10 protein-coding genes are annotated in these 13780 nt (G+C 70.5%); 2 read left to right on the forward strand and 8 right to left on the reverse strand.

Annotation, left to right across the window (positions count from 1 at the left end):
• Nucleotides 1-105: 105 nt before the first annotated feature.
• From ACIRJT_RS20490 to ACIRJT_RS20510, 5 genes are all read right to left on the reverse strand, one after another.
• Nucleotides 106-291, reverse strand: coding sequence for a DUF6104 family protein (locus ACIRJT_RS20490; protein ID WP_003966321.1), 186 nt, complete (start codon nt 289-291; stop codon nt 106-108).
• Nucleotides 292-435: 144 nt separating this feature from the next.
• On the reverse strand, nt 436-4233 hold the full coding sequence (locus ACIRJT_RS20495; protein WP_403911120.1) for a multifunctional oxoglutarate decarboxylase/oxoglutarate dehydrogenase thiamine pyrophosphate-binding subunit/dihydrolipoyllysine-residue succinyltransferase subunit: 3798 nt from the start codon (nt 4231-4233) through the stop codon (nt 436-438).
• A 281-nt stretch (nt 4234-4514) separates the two neighbouring features.
• Nucleotides 4515-5591: an ATP-binding protein gene (locus ACIRJT_RS20500; RefSeq protein ID WP_371625891.1), complete on the reverse strand. Its 1077-nt coding sequence runs from the start codon at nt 5589-5591 to the stop codon at nt 4515-4517.
• Nucleotides 5588-6325: a response regulator transcription factor gene (locus ACIRJT_RS20505; RefSeq protein ID WP_267001914.1), complete on the reverse strand. Its 738-nt coding sequence runs from the start codon at nt 6323-6325 to the stop codon at nt 5588-5590. The genes ACIRJT_RS20500 and ACIRJT_RS20505 overlap by 4 nt, the downstream gene beginning before the upstream one ends.
• Before the next feature lie 233 nt (nt 6326-6558).
• Entirely contained in the window at nt 6559-7269 is a 711-nt protein-coding gene (locus tag ACIRJT_RS20510) for a spermidine synthase (protein WP_403911551.1), read from the reverse strand.
• Between the two features lie 256 nt (nt 7270-7525).
• Between ACIRJT_RS20510 and lon the strand changes: the two genes are divergently transcribed.
• The gene (lon, locus tag ACIRJT_RS20515) at nt 7526-9970 is read left to right on the forward strand and encodes an endopeptidase La (RefSeq protein WP_403911123.1); all 2445 of its coding nucleotides are present in this window, start codon (nt 7526-7528) and stop codon (nt 9968-9970) included.
• Between the two features lie 94 nt (nt 9971-10064).
• Here the strand turns inward: lon and ACIRJT_RS20520 are convergent, their stop codons facing one another.
• Both ACIRJT_RS20520 and ACIRJT_RS20525 read right to left on the reverse strand, forming a co-directional pair.
• Nucleotides 10065-10817: a polysaccharide deacetylase family protein gene (locus ACIRJT_RS20520; protein ID WP_403911553.1), complete on the reverse strand. Its 753-nt coding sequence runs from the start codon at nt 10815-10817 to the stop codon at nt 10065-10067.
• A 187-nt stretch (nt 10818-11004) separates the two neighbouring features.
• Complete coding sequence (locus ACIRJT_RS20525; protein WP_403911125.1) at nt 11005-11865, reverse strand: lysozyme; 861 nt, start codon at nt 11863-11865, stop codon at nt 11005-11007.
• 252 nt (nt 11866-12117) lie between these two features.
• On the opposite strand from ACIRJT_RS20525, the gene ACIRJT_RS20530 reads away from it, so the two are divergent.
• Nucleotides 12118-12600, forward strand: a complete 483-nt coding sequence (locus tag ACIRJT_RS20530) for a MarR family winged helix-turn-helix transcriptional regulator (RefSeq protein WP_403911127.1) — start codon at nt 12118-12120, stop codon at nt 12598-12600.
• Between the two features lie 22 nt (nt 12601-12622).
• Here the strand turns inward: ACIRJT_RS20530 and ACIRJT_RS20535 are convergent, their stop codons facing one another.
• Nucleotides 12623-13417 carry a hypothetical protein gene (locus ACIRJT_RS20535; protein WP_403911129.1) on the reverse strand — a complete coding sequence of 265 codons (795 nt, stop codon included), beginning with the start codon at nt 13415-13417 and terminating at the stop codon, nt 12623-12625.
• Between the last annotated feature and the right edge of the window lie 363 nt (nt 13418-13780).

The following is a 13780-nucleotide window of genomic DNA, read 5'->3' on the forward strand; positions in this document are numbered from 1 at the left end:
CAGACCCCAAGCCCTACGTCTGGACCAAGACCGCGGACGAGATCCTCGAACGCCTCGCCTCATATCTGAACAGAATTCCTGACTCAGAAGACTAGAACGGGCGGGTCACGCGTCCTCGTCGTCCTCGTCGTCCAGCCGGGCCAGCCAGGTGGCGAGGCGCTCGACCGGCACCTCGAAGTCGGGGTTGAGATCGACGAACGTCCGCAGCTGCTCGGCGAGCCACTCGAAGGTGACCTCCTCCTCGCCGCGCCGCTTCTCCAGTTCCTCGATGCCACGATCCGTGAAGTACATGCGCACAGGATATCGAGGGCCGGGACGGCCTCCGGAACGCCGATTACACCGGATACACCGGATACGCCAGGGACCCGGCCCCGCGACGAGCGCGGAACCGGGTCCCTGTGGCGTACGAACAGCTCGTACGGCTGCCGCGTGGTCCTAGGCCTCGAAGACCTCGTTGACCAGCTGCGTCTGCTCCGCCTGGTGACGCTTGGCCGAGCCGACCGCCGGGGACGAGCCGTGCGGCCGCGAGATGCGGCGCAGGCGCTCGCGGGCCGGGAGGTCCGCGCCGACGCCGAGGTCCAGGTGGTCGATCAGGTTGAGCGCGATGAACGGCCACGCACCCTGGTTCGCCGGCTCCTCCTGGGCCCACAGGTACTTCTCGGCGTTCGGGTACTTCGCGATCTCGGCCTGGATCTCCGCACCCGGCAGCGGGTACAGGCGCTCCAGCCGGATGATCGCCGTCTCCGTGTCGCCGCGCTTCTCGCGCTCGGCGTCCAGGTCGTAGTACAGCTTGCCCGCGCAGAAGACGACCTTGCGGACGTTCTCGGGCTTGACCGACGCGTCGCCGATCACCGGGCGGAAGCCGCCGGTGGTGAACTCCTCGATGGACGAGGCCGCGGCCTTCAGACGCAGCATCGACTTCGGGGTGAAGACGATCAGCGGCTTGTGGTGCGGGTTGTGCACCTGCCAGCGCAGCAGGTGGAAGTAGTTCGACGGCAGGGTCGGCATCGCGACCGTCATGTTGTCCTGCGCGCACATCTGGAGGAAGCGCTCGGGGCGGGCGGAGCTGTGGTCCGGGCCCTGTCCCTCGTAGCCGTGCGGCAGCAGCAGCGTGACGCCGGAGGTCTGGCCCCACTTCTGCTCGGCCGAGGAGATGAACTCGTCCACGACGGTCTGCGCGCCGTTGACGAAGTCACCGAACTGGGCCTCCCAGATGACCAGCGACTCCGGACGGGCCAGCGAGTAGCCGTACTCGAAGCCCATCGCCGCGTACTCCGAGAGCAGCGAGTCGTAGACGTTGTACCGGGCCTGGTCGTCGGCCAGGTACAGCAGCGGGGTGTAGTCCTCGCCGGTGACCTGGTCGACCAGGACCGCGTGGCGCTGACCGAACGTGCCGCGGCGGGTGTCCTGGCCGGCGAGCCGGACCGGGGTGCCCTCCATCAGCAGCGAGCCGATGGCCAGCGTCTCGCCCATGCCCCAGTCGATCGTGGCGTTGTCCACCGAGGCCGCGCGGCGCTGCATCTGCGGCATCAGGCGGGGGTGGACGGTGATCGAGTCGGGGATGTTGACCTGAGACTCGGCGATCCGCTTGACGACCTCGGCGGAGACGGCCGTCTCCACGGTCACCGGGAACGCGGCCTGCGGCTCCGGGACGTGCGGGGCGGCGGGCTGCGAGGTGGCCTCGCGGACCTCCGCGAACACCTTCTCCAGCTGGCCCTGGAAGTCCTGGAGCGCCTGCTCCGCCTCTTCCAGCGTGATGTCGCCGCGACCGATGAGGGACTCGGTGTACAGCTTGCGCACCGAGCGCTTCTTGTCGACCAGCGTGTACATCTGCGGGTTGGTGAACTCCGGGTTGTCGGTCTCGTTGTGACCGCGGCGCCGGTAGCAGATGAGGTCGATCACGACGTCCTTGTTGAACGCCTGCCGGAACTCGAAGGCGAGCCGCGCGACGCGGACCACGGCCTCCGGGTCGTCGCCGTTGACGTGGATGATCGGCGCCTCGATCATGCGGGCCACGTCGGTGGCGTACATCGAGGAGCGCGAGGACTCCGGGGCGGCGGTGAAGCCGACCTGGTTGTTGATCACCACGTGCACGGTGCCGCCGGTGCGGTAGCCGCGCAGCTGCGACATGTTGAGCGTCTCGGCGACGACGCCCTGGCCCGCGAAGGCCGCGTCGCCGTGGAGCGCGACGGGCAGGACCGTGAAGTCCGTGCCGCCCTTGTTGATGATGTCCTGCTTGGCGCGGGCGATGCCCTCCAGGACCGGGTCGACCGCCTCCAGGTGCGAGGGGTTGGCGGCCAGCGAGACCTTGATCTGCTCGCCGTCCAGACCGGTGAAGGTGCCCTCGGCGCCCAGGTGGTACTTGACGTCGCCGGAGCCGTGCATCGAGCGCGGGTCGAGGTTGCCCTCGAACTCGCGGAAGATCTGCGCGTACGACTTGCCGACGATGTTCGCCAGCACGTTCAACCGGCCGCGGTGGGCCATGCCGATGACGACCTCGTCGAGGCGGGCCTCGGCGGCGGAGTCGATGACCGCGTCGAGCAGCGGGATGACGGACTCGCCGCCCTCCAGCGAGAACCGCTTCTGGCCGACGTACTTCGTCTGCAGGAACGTCTCGAACGCCTCGGCCGCGTTCAGCCGGCGCAGGATGCGCAGCTGCTCCTCGCGCTCGGGCTTCGGACGCGCGCGCTCGACGCGGTCCTGGAGCCACTTGCGCTGACTCGGGTCCTGGATGTGCATGAACTCGATGCCGGTGGTGCGGCAGTACGACTCACGCAGCACACCGAGGATGTCGCGGAGCTTCATCATCGTCTTGCCGGCGAACCCGCCGACCGCGAAGTCCCGCTCCAGGTCCCACAGGGTGAGGCCGTGCTCGGTGATGTCCAGGTCGGGGTGCTTGCGCTGGTGGTACTCCAGCGGGTCGGTGTCGGCCATGACGTGGCCGCGGACCCGGTAGGAGTGGATCAGCTCGAAGACCCGCGCGGCCTTGGTGACGTCGTCGTCGTGCGAGGCGTCGATGTCCTTGAGCCAGCGGACCGGCTCGTAGGGGATCCGCAGCGCCTTGAAGATCTCGTCGTAGAACTCGTTCTCGCCGAGCAGCAGCTGGGACAGCACCCGCAGGAACTCGCCGGAGGCGGCGCCCTGGATGACCCGGTGGTCGTAGGTCGACGTGAGCGTCATGACCTTCGAGATGCCGAGCTTGTTCAGGGTGTCCTGCGACGTGCCCTGGAACTCCGCCGGGTAGTCCATCGCGCCGACGCCCATGATGAGGCCCTGACCGGGCATCAGGCGGGGCACCGAGTGGACGGTGCCGATGCCGCCGGGGTTGGTCAGCGAGGCGGTGACGCCGGAGAAGTCGTCCATGCCGAGCTTGCCGATGCGGGCGCGGCGGACGATGTCCTCGTACGCCTGCCAGAACTCGAAGAAGTTGAGCGTCTCGGCCTTCTTGATGGCCGCGACGACCAGCTGGCGGTCGCCGTTCGGCTTCACCAGGTCGATGGCCAGACCCAGGTTGATGTGCTCCGGCTTCACCAGGGTCGGCTTGCCGTCCTTCACCGCGAAGGAGTGGTTCATCGACGGCATGGCCTTGAGGGCCTGCACCATCGCGTACCCGATGAGGTGCGTGAAGGAGATCTTCCCGCCGCGGGCGCGCTTGAGGTGGTTGTTGATGACGATGCGGTTGTCGAAGAGCAGCTTCACCGGGACCGCGCGGACGGAGGTGGCCGTCGGCAGCTCCAGCGAGGCGTTCATGTTCTTCGCGACGGCGGCCGAGGGGCCGCGCAGCGTCACGTACTCCGGGCCGCCCGGGGCCTCGGTGGAATCGTCGGCCTTGGCCTTGGCGGGCGCGGCGGCGGGCTTCGCCGGGGCAGGGGCAGGGGCGGCCTTGGCGGGGGCCGGCTGCGCGGGAGCCGCCGGAGCGGGCGCGGGCGCGGCCTTCGCCGGAGTCGGAGCGGCCGCCGGAGCGGGCGCCGGAGCGGGCGCGGCCGGGGCGGCGGGCGCCTCGGTCACCGGTGCGACGCCGGGAACGGGCTTGTCCGCCGTGCCGGAGGCACCCGGCTTGTAGTCGGCGAAGAAGTCCCACCAGGCGCGATCGACCGAACTGGGATCCTGGAGGTACTGCTGGTAGATCTCGTCGACGAGCCATTCATTGGCGCCGAACGCAGCGGCCGGGTTCGTACCCGGGCTGGCTTGGTCGGTCGAGATGCTCGAGTTACTGGGGGACTGAGACGACACGGCGGCAACCGCCCTCTTCCGCTTCACAAGGTGATGGACAGCGGAAATCAAGGCTACGCCCCCCGAACCGTTCCTTGCAGGCCGGGCCGGTGCTTCGTCGTGCACATCACATCAGAAGGCGGGTTTCGGCGCAGGAAATGGCGGGAAACAAGCGAGGTTCCACTGCACTTCGGGTACGCGGGACCGAGGATACGTTCATCCGACCGTATCCCCGTGGGTCCCGTGCTGGAAGGACACAGGAGAACGTGCCCTTTCGGTTCGACCCTATGTCAAGCGCGCCGTCAACCGCGCGGCTCGGGGATTCCCGGGAGGGTGACCTGGATGCGGCAGCCCTTCGCGGATTCGGCCACTCCGATCCGGCCGCCGTGCAGATCGACCGCCCAGCGGGCGATGGCCAGCCCCAGTCCCGTACCGCCGTCGCTTCCCGGACCGTGCGGGGAGGGCGCCTGGCCCCGGTTGAAGCGCTCGAACACCCGGTGGCGCTCCGCCTCCGGGATGCCGGGCCCCTCGTCGACGACCTCCAGCTCCAGGGACTCGGGACGGTCCCCGCGCCGCGCGAGCACGGTGACCCGGCCGTGCGGCGGGCTGTGCTTGACCGCGTTGTCGATGAGGTTGGCGACCACCTGGTGCAGCCGCTCCGCGTCCGCGTGCGCGGTGAGCTCCGGCGGCGAGACGTCCAGATGCAGGTGGACGTCCGTACGGGAGTGATTGCCCGAACCCGAGGACAGGCGTCGGTGGGAGGCGGCGAGATTGGCCTCTTTCAGTACGCCCGACAGATACGGCCAGACCTCGAAACGGCGGGCCTTGAGCGCCACCACCCCGTTGTCCAGCCGCGACAGGTCCAGCAACGTCTCGACCAGCCGGCCGAGCCGCTCCGTCTGCTTCAGCGCCGTGCGCATCGTCTCCGGATCGGCGGCGGACACCCCGTCCACCACGTTCTCCAGCACGGCTCTGAGCGCCGCGATGGGGGTGCGCAGCTCATGGCTGACATTGGCGACCAGCTCTTTTCGATGCCGGTCCTCCGCCTCCAGATCGTCCGCCATGCGGTTGATCGTCTGCGCCAGGTCCCCCAGCTCGTCCCGCCGCCCGGCGCCGCTCACGCGGCGGGTGTAGTCGCCGTGCGAGATGGACCGGGCCACCGCTCTCATCTCGTCCAGCGGCGCGGTCAGACCGTGAGCCACGAACTGGGTGATCAGCAGCGTGGCGATCACCGAGAACACCGTGATGAAGCGGAACTCCGTACGGGTCCGCAACGCGACGATCAGCAACCCCGTGGTGATGAACACCGAGACCACGACGAGCGTGCCGAGCTTGGCCTTGATCGAGAAGGGCCGCAGTCCGGACCCTGGCCGCGTCATGGCGCGGGAGTCTCCAGGGCGTAGCCCACGCCGTGCACGGTACGGATCCGCTCCGCGCCGATCTTCCGGCGCAGCGCCTTGATGTGGCTGTCGACCGTGCGGGTGCCCGAGGCGTCCGCCCAGTCCCACACCTCGGCCAGCAGCTGCTCCCGGGAGAGCACCGCGCGCGGGGTGTTGGCGAGGCAGACCAGCAGGTCGAACTCGGTCGGCGTGAGGTGGACGTCCTCGGCGCGCACCCGGACCCGGCGCTGCGCGTGGTCGATCTCCAGCTCACCCAGACGCAGTATCCCGCTGCGCGGGGTGACGGCGGCCAGCGCGGCCCGCTCCACCCGGCGCAGCAGCACGTGCACCCGGGCGGCCAACTCCCGCATGGAGAACGGCTTGGTCATGTAGTCGTCGGCGCCGACCCCGAGCCCGACCAGCATGTCGGTCTCGTCGTCGCGTGCGGTGAGCATCAGCACCGGTACCGGACGCGTCGCCTGTACCCGGCGGCAGACCTCCAGCCCGTCGAAGCCGGGAAGCATGATGTCGAGCACCATCAGGTCGGGCTGCCAGGCCTCGGCCGCGTCCACGGCCGCAGGGCCGTCCAGTGCGGTCTGCACGAGGAAGCCCTCCGCCCGCAGGCGGGCGGAAATGGCGTCGACGATCGTGGCGTCGTCCTCGACCACCAGCACCCGGCGCTGAGCCCCCGGGGTGGCCGCGACGCCGTTGTGGGTGGTGTGTGTCTGTTCCATCGCCCCGCCCCTGCCCGTTCTCGCGGGAGCCATTCCCCCGGAGGCACGGTTTTCGCTCGTGGATTTCGTGGGTGATCCCGTGTGCCGGTCAGCAGCGTAAAGGCAGCGGAGGGCTTCCGGCTACGCAGGGTGTTGCCCCGGAGGTGCGAGTTCAGGCCGACCGCGCGGCCGGATCGTCGGCCTTGTGCCGGTTGGCCCGTGCCACCGCCGGTGCGCGCATACCGGGAGGGGGTTCACGCCGCCCGAAGTGCGAGATGGACCACGTCGGGCACACCTCGGGCAACGGCCACCTCTTCCGTCCGTACCCCGCTGAACCCGGCATTCCGCAACGCCCGTTCGAAGGGCGGCGACGGCTGCGCGGACCAGACGGCGAGCACTCCGCCCGGGGTCAGCCGGTCGTGGCAGTGCGCCAGGCCGCCGGGGGAGTAGAGGGTTCCGTTGTCCTCCGTGACGGTCCAGTCCGGCCCGTTGTCGATGTCCAGGCACAGGGCGTCGTAACGCTCCGTGGTGGTCCGGAGGTGGGCGACGAGATCCGTGTGCAGGATCCCGGTCCGGGGGTCGGACAGCGCCGGCCCGGAGATCCGGCCCAGCGGCCCGGCCAGGTGCCAGTCCACGATCGCCTGCTCCCGCTCCACGACCACGATCCTCCCCCAGCGCCCCTCCTCGGCGGCCCGCACCAGCGAGAACCCGACGCCCAGCCCGCCGATCAGCACCGAGGGGCCGGTCCGTCCGGCGGGCAGGGCGGTCAGCGCGGCGTCGATCAGCAGCCGCTCGGAGCGCCCGTCGGAGGTGTCCATCAGGAAGCAGCCGTTGGCGATGATCTCGAAGTGCTCCCCGCGCTCCCGCAGCGCGACTTCGCCGAAGGGGCCCTCGCGGCGGTCGAGGACGACGGGGGTCTCGGCGGAACGCGTCGGCATCGGGTCGGGGGCGTGCGGCGCGGACATCGCGGGCATCGTGTGGCTCTCCGGTCTCCGGTCGTAGCGGTGGGTGTTCGTCATCCTGTCCCGCGCCGGGGGCGAAGGCCAGCGAGTTCCTCCTTCCGGGTGCGGGGAACAGTGGCCCGCCCCGCGGTGCTGTCCCCGGAGGCGGTCCGGGGCCGGAAAGCGGCTGATCGCTCAGAGCAAACAAGTGATGGGGAACATTCGGCGGCTCATGAGCATTGAGTCGACATAGCTCAACTTGCCTGCCGAAGGGGAGATCATGACTAACGAGTCCGAGGCGTTCACACCGATCGACCTGCCCGTGCTGCCGCTCGACGACGAGGTCGTCCTGCCCGGCATGGTCGTGCCGCTCGACCTGTCCGACGCCGAGGTGCGCGCCGCCGTGGAGGCCGCGCAGGCCGCCGCCCGTCCCGGCGGGGGCAAGCCCCAGGTGCTGCTGGTCCCGCGGATCGACGGCACGTACACGGGGACCGGTGTCCTCGGCACCGTCGAGCAGGTCGGACGCCTGTCGGACGGCGACCCGGGCGCGCTCATCCGGGCCCGCGACCGGGTCCGCATCGGCGCCGGGACCAGCGGGCCCGGCGGGGCGCTCTGGGTCGAGGGAACCGTGCTCGAGACCGCCGCCCCCGACCCGCTGCCCGGATCCGCCGCCGAGCTGGTCAAGGAGTACAAGGCGCTCGCCACCAGTTGGCTGAAGAAGCGCGGCGCCTGGCAGGTCGTGGACCGGGTCCAGCAGATCGACGACGTCTCCGCGCTCGCCGACAACTCCGGATACTCGCCGTTCCTCACCACCGCCCAGAAGGTCCGGCTCCTGGAGACCGTGGACCCGATCGCCCGGCTGAAGCTCGCCGTCCAGTGGCTGAGCGAGCACCTCGCCGAGCAGGATGTGGCCGAATCCATCGCCAAGGACGTCCAGGACGGCGTCGACAAGCAACAGCGCGAATTCCTGCTGCGCCGCCAGCTGGACGCCGTGCGCAAGGAGCTCTCCGAGCTCAACGGCGACCCGGATGACGAGTCCGACGACTACCGGGCGCGTGTCGAGGCCGCCGATCTCCCCGAGCACGTCCGCGAGGCCGCGCTCAAGGAGGTCGAGAAGCTGGAGCGGTCCAGCGACCAGTCGCCCGAAGGCTCCTGGATCCGCACCTGGCTGGACACCGTCCTCGAACTGCCGTGGACCGAGCGGACCGAGGACGCCTACGACATCCGCGGCGCCCGGGAGATCCTGGACGCCGAGCACGCCGGACTCGGCGACGTGAAGGAACGCATCACCGAGTACCTCGCGGTGCGCAAGCGCCGTGCCGACCGGGGGCTCGGCGTGGTGGGCGGCCGCCGCGGCGGCGCGGTGCTGGCCCTCGTCGGCCCGCCCGGCGTCGGCAAGACCTCCCTCGGGGAGTCCGTCGCACACGCCATGGGCCGCGAGTTCGTCCGTGTCGCGCTCGGCGGTGTCCGGGACGAGGCGGAGATCCGAGGCCACCGGCGTACGTACGTGGGCGCGCTCCCCGGCCGTATCGTGCGGGCCATCAAGGAGGCCGGTTCGATGAACCCGGTCGTCCTGCTCGACGAGATCGACAAGGTCGGCTCCGACTTCCGGGGAGACCCTGCCGCCGCCCTCCTCGAAGTCCTCGACCCGGCGCAGAACCACACCTTCCGCGACCACTACCTGGAGGTCGAGCTGGACCTCAGCGACGTGGTCTTCCTCGCCACCGCCAATGTGCTCGACGCCATCCCGGAGGCCCTGCTCGACCGCATGGAGCTGGTCCGCCTCGACGGCTACACCGAGGACGAGAAGGTCGTCATCGCCCGGGACCACCTGCTCCCGCGCCAGCTGGAGCGGGCCGGACTGGAGAAGGACGAGGTGGCCCTGGAGGAGTCGGCGCTGCGCAAGCTGGCCGGCGAGTACACCCGCGAGGCGGGCGTACGGAATCTGGAGCGGGCCCTGGCCCGGCTGCTCCGCAAGGTCGCCGCCCAGCACGAACTGGGCGACCGCGAGCTGCCGTTCGCGGTGACCGACGCGGATCTGCGCGGCCTCATCGGCCGCCCGCACCACGTGCCCGAGTCCGCACAGGACCCGGCCGGGCGTCGCACCGCGGTGCCGGGCGTGGCCACCGGGCTCGCGGTGACCGGGGCGGGCGGTGACGTCCTCTTCGTCGAGGCGTCGCTCGCCGACCCCGAGACCGGGGCGTCCGGGCTGACCCTGACCGGTCAGCTCGGGGACGTCATGAAGGAGTCGGCGCAGATCGCGCTGAGCTTCCTGCGGTCGCACGGCGCTGAGCTGGAGCTGCCGGTCGCGGACCTCAAGGACCGGGGTGTGCACATCCACTTCCCGGCGGGCGGCATCCCCAAGGACGGTCCGAGCGCCGGCATCACCCTGACGACCGCCCTCGCCTCGCTGCTCTCCGGACGCCTCGTCCGTACGGATGTGGCGATGACCGGTGAGGTCTCGCTGACCGGGCGGGTGCTGCCGATCGGCGGCCTCAAGCAGAAGCTGCTGGCCGCCCACCGGGCGGGCATCACCACCGTGGTGATCCCGCAGCGCAACGAGGCCGACCTGGACGACGTCCCGGCCGAGGTGCTGGAGAAGCTGGACGTCCACCCGGTCGCCGACGTCCGCCAGGTGCTGGAGATCGCCCTCGCCCCGGCGTCGGCCGCCCCCGTGGCCGTGACCGGGGCCAGGACCGAGGAGAGGCTCCCGGCCGCGGCCTGACGGTGGAACGGCCGTACGCCACGGCCCGCGAGCGGCCCGCTCCCCGAGTCAAGGGGGAGCGGGCCGTCCCGTGTGCCGTGCCGGTCCGGTCCGGTCAGGGGCGGTAGATCGTGCCCGGCTCCGGCACGGCCGGAGCCATCAGCTCGGGGACGGTCACGAAGGTGTAGCCGTCCTTCTGGAGCGCGTCGATGATCCCGGGCACGGCGGGGACGGTGCCCTTGTAGATGTCGTGCAGCAGGATGATGCCGTCCTTGCTCGCCTGGTCCAGGATCCGCTTCTCGATCAGCGCGGAGTCGTTCGTGGAGTAGTCCTTGGCGGTGGCGCTCCACAGCACCTGGGAGAGCCCCAGGTCCTTGCTGATGTCCGAGACGGCGTCGTCGGTGCGGCCCTGCGGCGGGCGCATCAGCCGGGGCTTCTTGCCGGTGATCTTCTCGATGGCCAGCTGCGTCTTCTCCAGCTCGGTGCGTATCTCGTCCGGCTTCTGGTCGGTCAGCACCTTGTGCGTCCAGGTGTGGTTGGCGACCTCGTGGCCCTCGTCCTCGATGCGCCGCACCGTGTCGGGGTGCTTGATGACGTGGTGCTTGCCCAGCAGGAAGAAGGTGGCGTGCACCTTCTTCTCCTTCAGGATGTCCAGCAGCCTCGGTGTGTCCTTGCCCGGGCCGGCGTCGAAGGTCAGGGCGATGCACTTGGCCTTGCGGCAGTCCACCGGCCCGAACGAGCCCTTGGCGTCGGAGGCCGCCTCGCCGCGTGCCGTGCCCGGTGCCGTGGTGTCCATGGAGCAGCCACTCACTGTCAGTGTGAGCGCCGTCACCAGCGTCGCGGTCAACCCGATGGTGGACGACGGCATCTTTCCGGGCACGACACATCACTCCTCTGAGCGGGGAAATTCCGCACAGGTGTGCGGTACACCCAGGACTATACATAGCGCGTATACATGCTGTGCATAGTGGGGTCGGGGCCGCGAAGAGCCCCGGTGACCTGGGATGCGGTCGCCGGGGCCGGTCGAGCGGTCGGTCGGTGCGGGGCCGGCCGGATCAGCCGTTGGCCAGTGCCTGTACGCGGTCGAGGGCGCCGTTGAAGCGGTTGTGGTCGCCGACCGTCGGGCCGGTCGAGGTGTACTGCCACATGGTGTGGAAGCCCCAGCCGGCGGGCAGCTCACCGACCGTCGTGTTGTACCGGGCCACCCACAACGGGTTGGTGGCGCCGAAGCCCGCGTTGTTGCCGGTGCAGTCCTTCCACCAGCTGGTCGCGGTGTAGATCACCGCGTCCCGGCCGGTGCGCGCCCGGTAGGTGTTCGTGAAGTCGCGGATCCAGTTGACCATCGCCGCCTGGCTGAGCCCGTAGCACTGGGCGCCGTACGGATTCCACTCGATGTCGAGCACGCCCGGCAGGGTCTTCCCGTCCCGTGACCAGCCACCCCCGTTGTCCACGAAGTAGTTCGCCTGCGCGGCGCCGCTCGTGGTGTTGGGGGTGGCGAAGTGGTACGCGCCGCGGATCATGCCGACGTTGTACGAGCCGTTGTACTGCTGCGCGAAGTAGGGGTTCTTGTAGTAGGTCCCCTCGGTGGTCTTCGCGTAGGCCCACTTCACGCCGCTGTTCCACAGCGTCCCCCAGGCGACGTTGCCCTGGTGGCTGCTGACGTCCACGCCCTCGGTCTGGGCTGCCCGGGAGTCGCGCGGCAGGCCGCCCTGTCCGTCGTGCTCGATGACGCCCTGTCCCATCCGGGCGGTGCCGCGGGCGGGGGCGTCGTCGGCCGCGGCGGCCGTGGCCGCGCCGGGCAGGGTCAGGAGGAGGGCGACGGCGGCCAGGAGTGAGCCCGCGGCGGCGAGGCGCCGACGGCGGGGCCCGCCGGGCGTGCGGGACGTCTGGGGCGTACCGGATCTGTGCGCGGGCATGAGCGTGCCTCCGGGGTGGGGTGGGGCGCAGGGAAGGGCGGGGGTGCGGGTGCGGAGATGCGCCGGACCCAGGACATGGTGTGTCCATGTCATGAGCCCTGCCGTGGTCGACGCTACGCACGTAGACCCGGGTGCGGAAGAGGGCCGGACCGCCGCCGTTGGTCTACTCCTGCGAAATACTGGCCGAACTGCGGCGTCGACCGGTCGCGGAGGAAACTTTCATCGGCAGGAAACCGTACGAGGGGTACTGACGTGCGCGGGAACGACAGCGAGCCGGAGCCGGGCGCGACGGGCGGAAGTGGTGTGGACCATGAATTTCTGGCACTGGAGCGCGAGCTGGCCGTGTTCCTGCGCCGGGCGCGCGCCACCTCGGGCGACATGGCCCGGGAGGTCCACCCCGAACTGGAGCCCGCCGCCTACGGCCTGCTCGTCCGTCTGGAGGCGGCGGGCCGGCAGCGGGCCACCGAGCTGGCCGCCTACTTCGGCGTCGGCAAGGCCACCATGAGCCGCCAGCTGCGCTCCCTGGAGAACCTCGGGCTGGTGGCCCGCGAACCCGACCCGGCCGACGGGCGGGCCTGGCTCGTCCACCTCACCGACGACGGCCTGGCCCGCTTCCGCAGCGTCCGGGACGCCCGCCGGGGGCGCTACGTGCGCAAGCTGGCCGACTGGGACCGGGCCGAGGTCGCCGAGCTGGCCCGGCTCCTGCGCCAGCTGAACGCCCGCGCCGAGAGCTGAACCGCCCTGCCGCCCGTCGTGCTCAGCCCAGCTCCACCAGGAGTGCGGTGGCGTCGTCATGCGTCTTGCCGCGCCCCAGCCGTACGCGCCCGGCCTCCGCGTCGGCGTCCTCCAGCTCCCGCACCCGGTCGATCAGGCCCTGCGGCCCCGCCTTCCGCAGCAGCTCCAGCGCATCCGCCCAGTCGCCCTCGCCGAACACCTCCGTCCAGCGGGCCGCGCCGTCCGTGAGCGCGGCGAGGGCTCGGACGCCGGCCGCGGGCGTGCTGCCCGTCACCGCGCGCGCCGCCACCGACGGATCGGCGGCGGCGGTGAAGAAGCCGCCCTCCTTGTTGCGCACCGTGGCGTCGGCGATCTCGTTCGAGGCGAGCGAGCCCGGCGGCAGCCGGTCCAGCCGGTCGTCGAGGACCGCCCGGACCGTGCCGTCGGGGGACTCCAGCAGCAGGGCCGAGTCGGAGAGCACCAGGTGTTCGATCGCGCGTTCGCCCCAACGGGCCAGCACCACGGTCGCCTGAGGCGTACGCACGTGAGAAAGGTCACAGGTGACTCGATGCGTGTCGGCTGTACGGGAGATGGCCTCGGCCAGAACCTCGGTCAGCGTCAGGTCGGCGCGGGAACCGGACAGTTCCACCAGTGCGCCGCCCAGCCGGGAGGTGAACCACGGGACCGAGTGCACACAACCGTCGTCCCCCCGTGGTGGGGTGACGCCGTCCAGCAGGACCAGCACACCGCCCTGGCCGGACGCGGGAAGGGCCCCGGAGGCCCAGTCCTCGTTGGGGCGTTCGGGGCTTCCGGGCGCGGTGGCGAGTTCGATGCGCATGCCGCCAGTCTGCACGAGCCCTTCACCATCTCCCCACGCGACCGGAAATGGCCTGTACTAGCAGGTCAACGCGGGCACACGGGCCGGAAGGGGCTGCTCCGGACCGATGCGGGCGGGCATCCTGCCAAAGGCTGCGCGGAAGTTCCACCCCATGGTCCACGCATGGTCAGAGGCGCGTCAGGGGAGACTTGTTCGCCAACTCAAGAGTGATGTTCACTCCTTCGAGTGGCGGAGCGGTTGATGCGCGCCCCCCTCTCAAAAGCGCTGGAATGGTCAGAAGCCGTACCAGGAGCGGGGCGCCCTTCCATGTGACCGTGCGTCACCTCTGCTTCAAGGGTGGACGAGTCAAGATTGCGAGCACCG

The sequence above is a fragment of the Streptomyces sp. NPDC102283 genome, from assembly GCF_044766265.1.
GTDB lineage: Bacteria > Actinomycetota > Actinomycetes > Streptomycetales > Streptomycetaceae > Streptomyces.

Excerpts from the sequence above, each read along its gene's own strand:
- ACIRJT_RS20490 (WP_003966321.1), bottom strand. The coding sequence starts at position 291 with ATGTACTTCACGGATCGTGGCATCGAGGAACTGGAGAAGCGGCGCGGC.
- ACIRJT_RS20500 (WP_371625891.1), bottom strand. The coding sequence starts at position 5,591 with ATGACGCGGCCAGGGTCCGGACTGCGGCCCTTCTCGATCAAGGCCAAG.
- ACIRJT_RS20505 (WP_267001914.1), bottom strand. The coding sequence starts at position 6,325 with ATGGAACAGACACACACCACCCACAACGGCGTCGCGGCCACCCCGGGG.
- ACIRJT_RS20510 (WP_403911551.1), bottom strand. The coding sequence starts at position 7,269 with ATGTCCGCGCCGCACGCCCCCGACCCGATGCCGACGCGTTCCGCCGAG.
- lon (WP_403911123.1), top strand. The coding sequence starts at position 7,526 with ATGACTAACGAGTCCGAGGCGTTCACACCGATCGACCTGCCCGTGCTG.
- ACIRJT_RS20520 (WP_403911553.1), bottom strand. The coding sequence starts at position 10,817 with ATGCCGTCGTCCACCATCGGGTTGACCGCGACGCTGGTGACGGCGCTC.
- ACIRJT_RS20525 (WP_403911125.1), bottom strand. The coding sequence starts at position 11,865 with ATGCCCGCGCACAGATCCGGTACGCCCCAGACGTCCCGCACGCCCGGC.
- ACIRJT_RS20535 (WP_403911129.1), bottom strand. The coding sequence starts at position 13,417 with ATGCGCATCGAACTCGCCACCGCGCCCGGAAGCCCCGAACGCCCCAAC.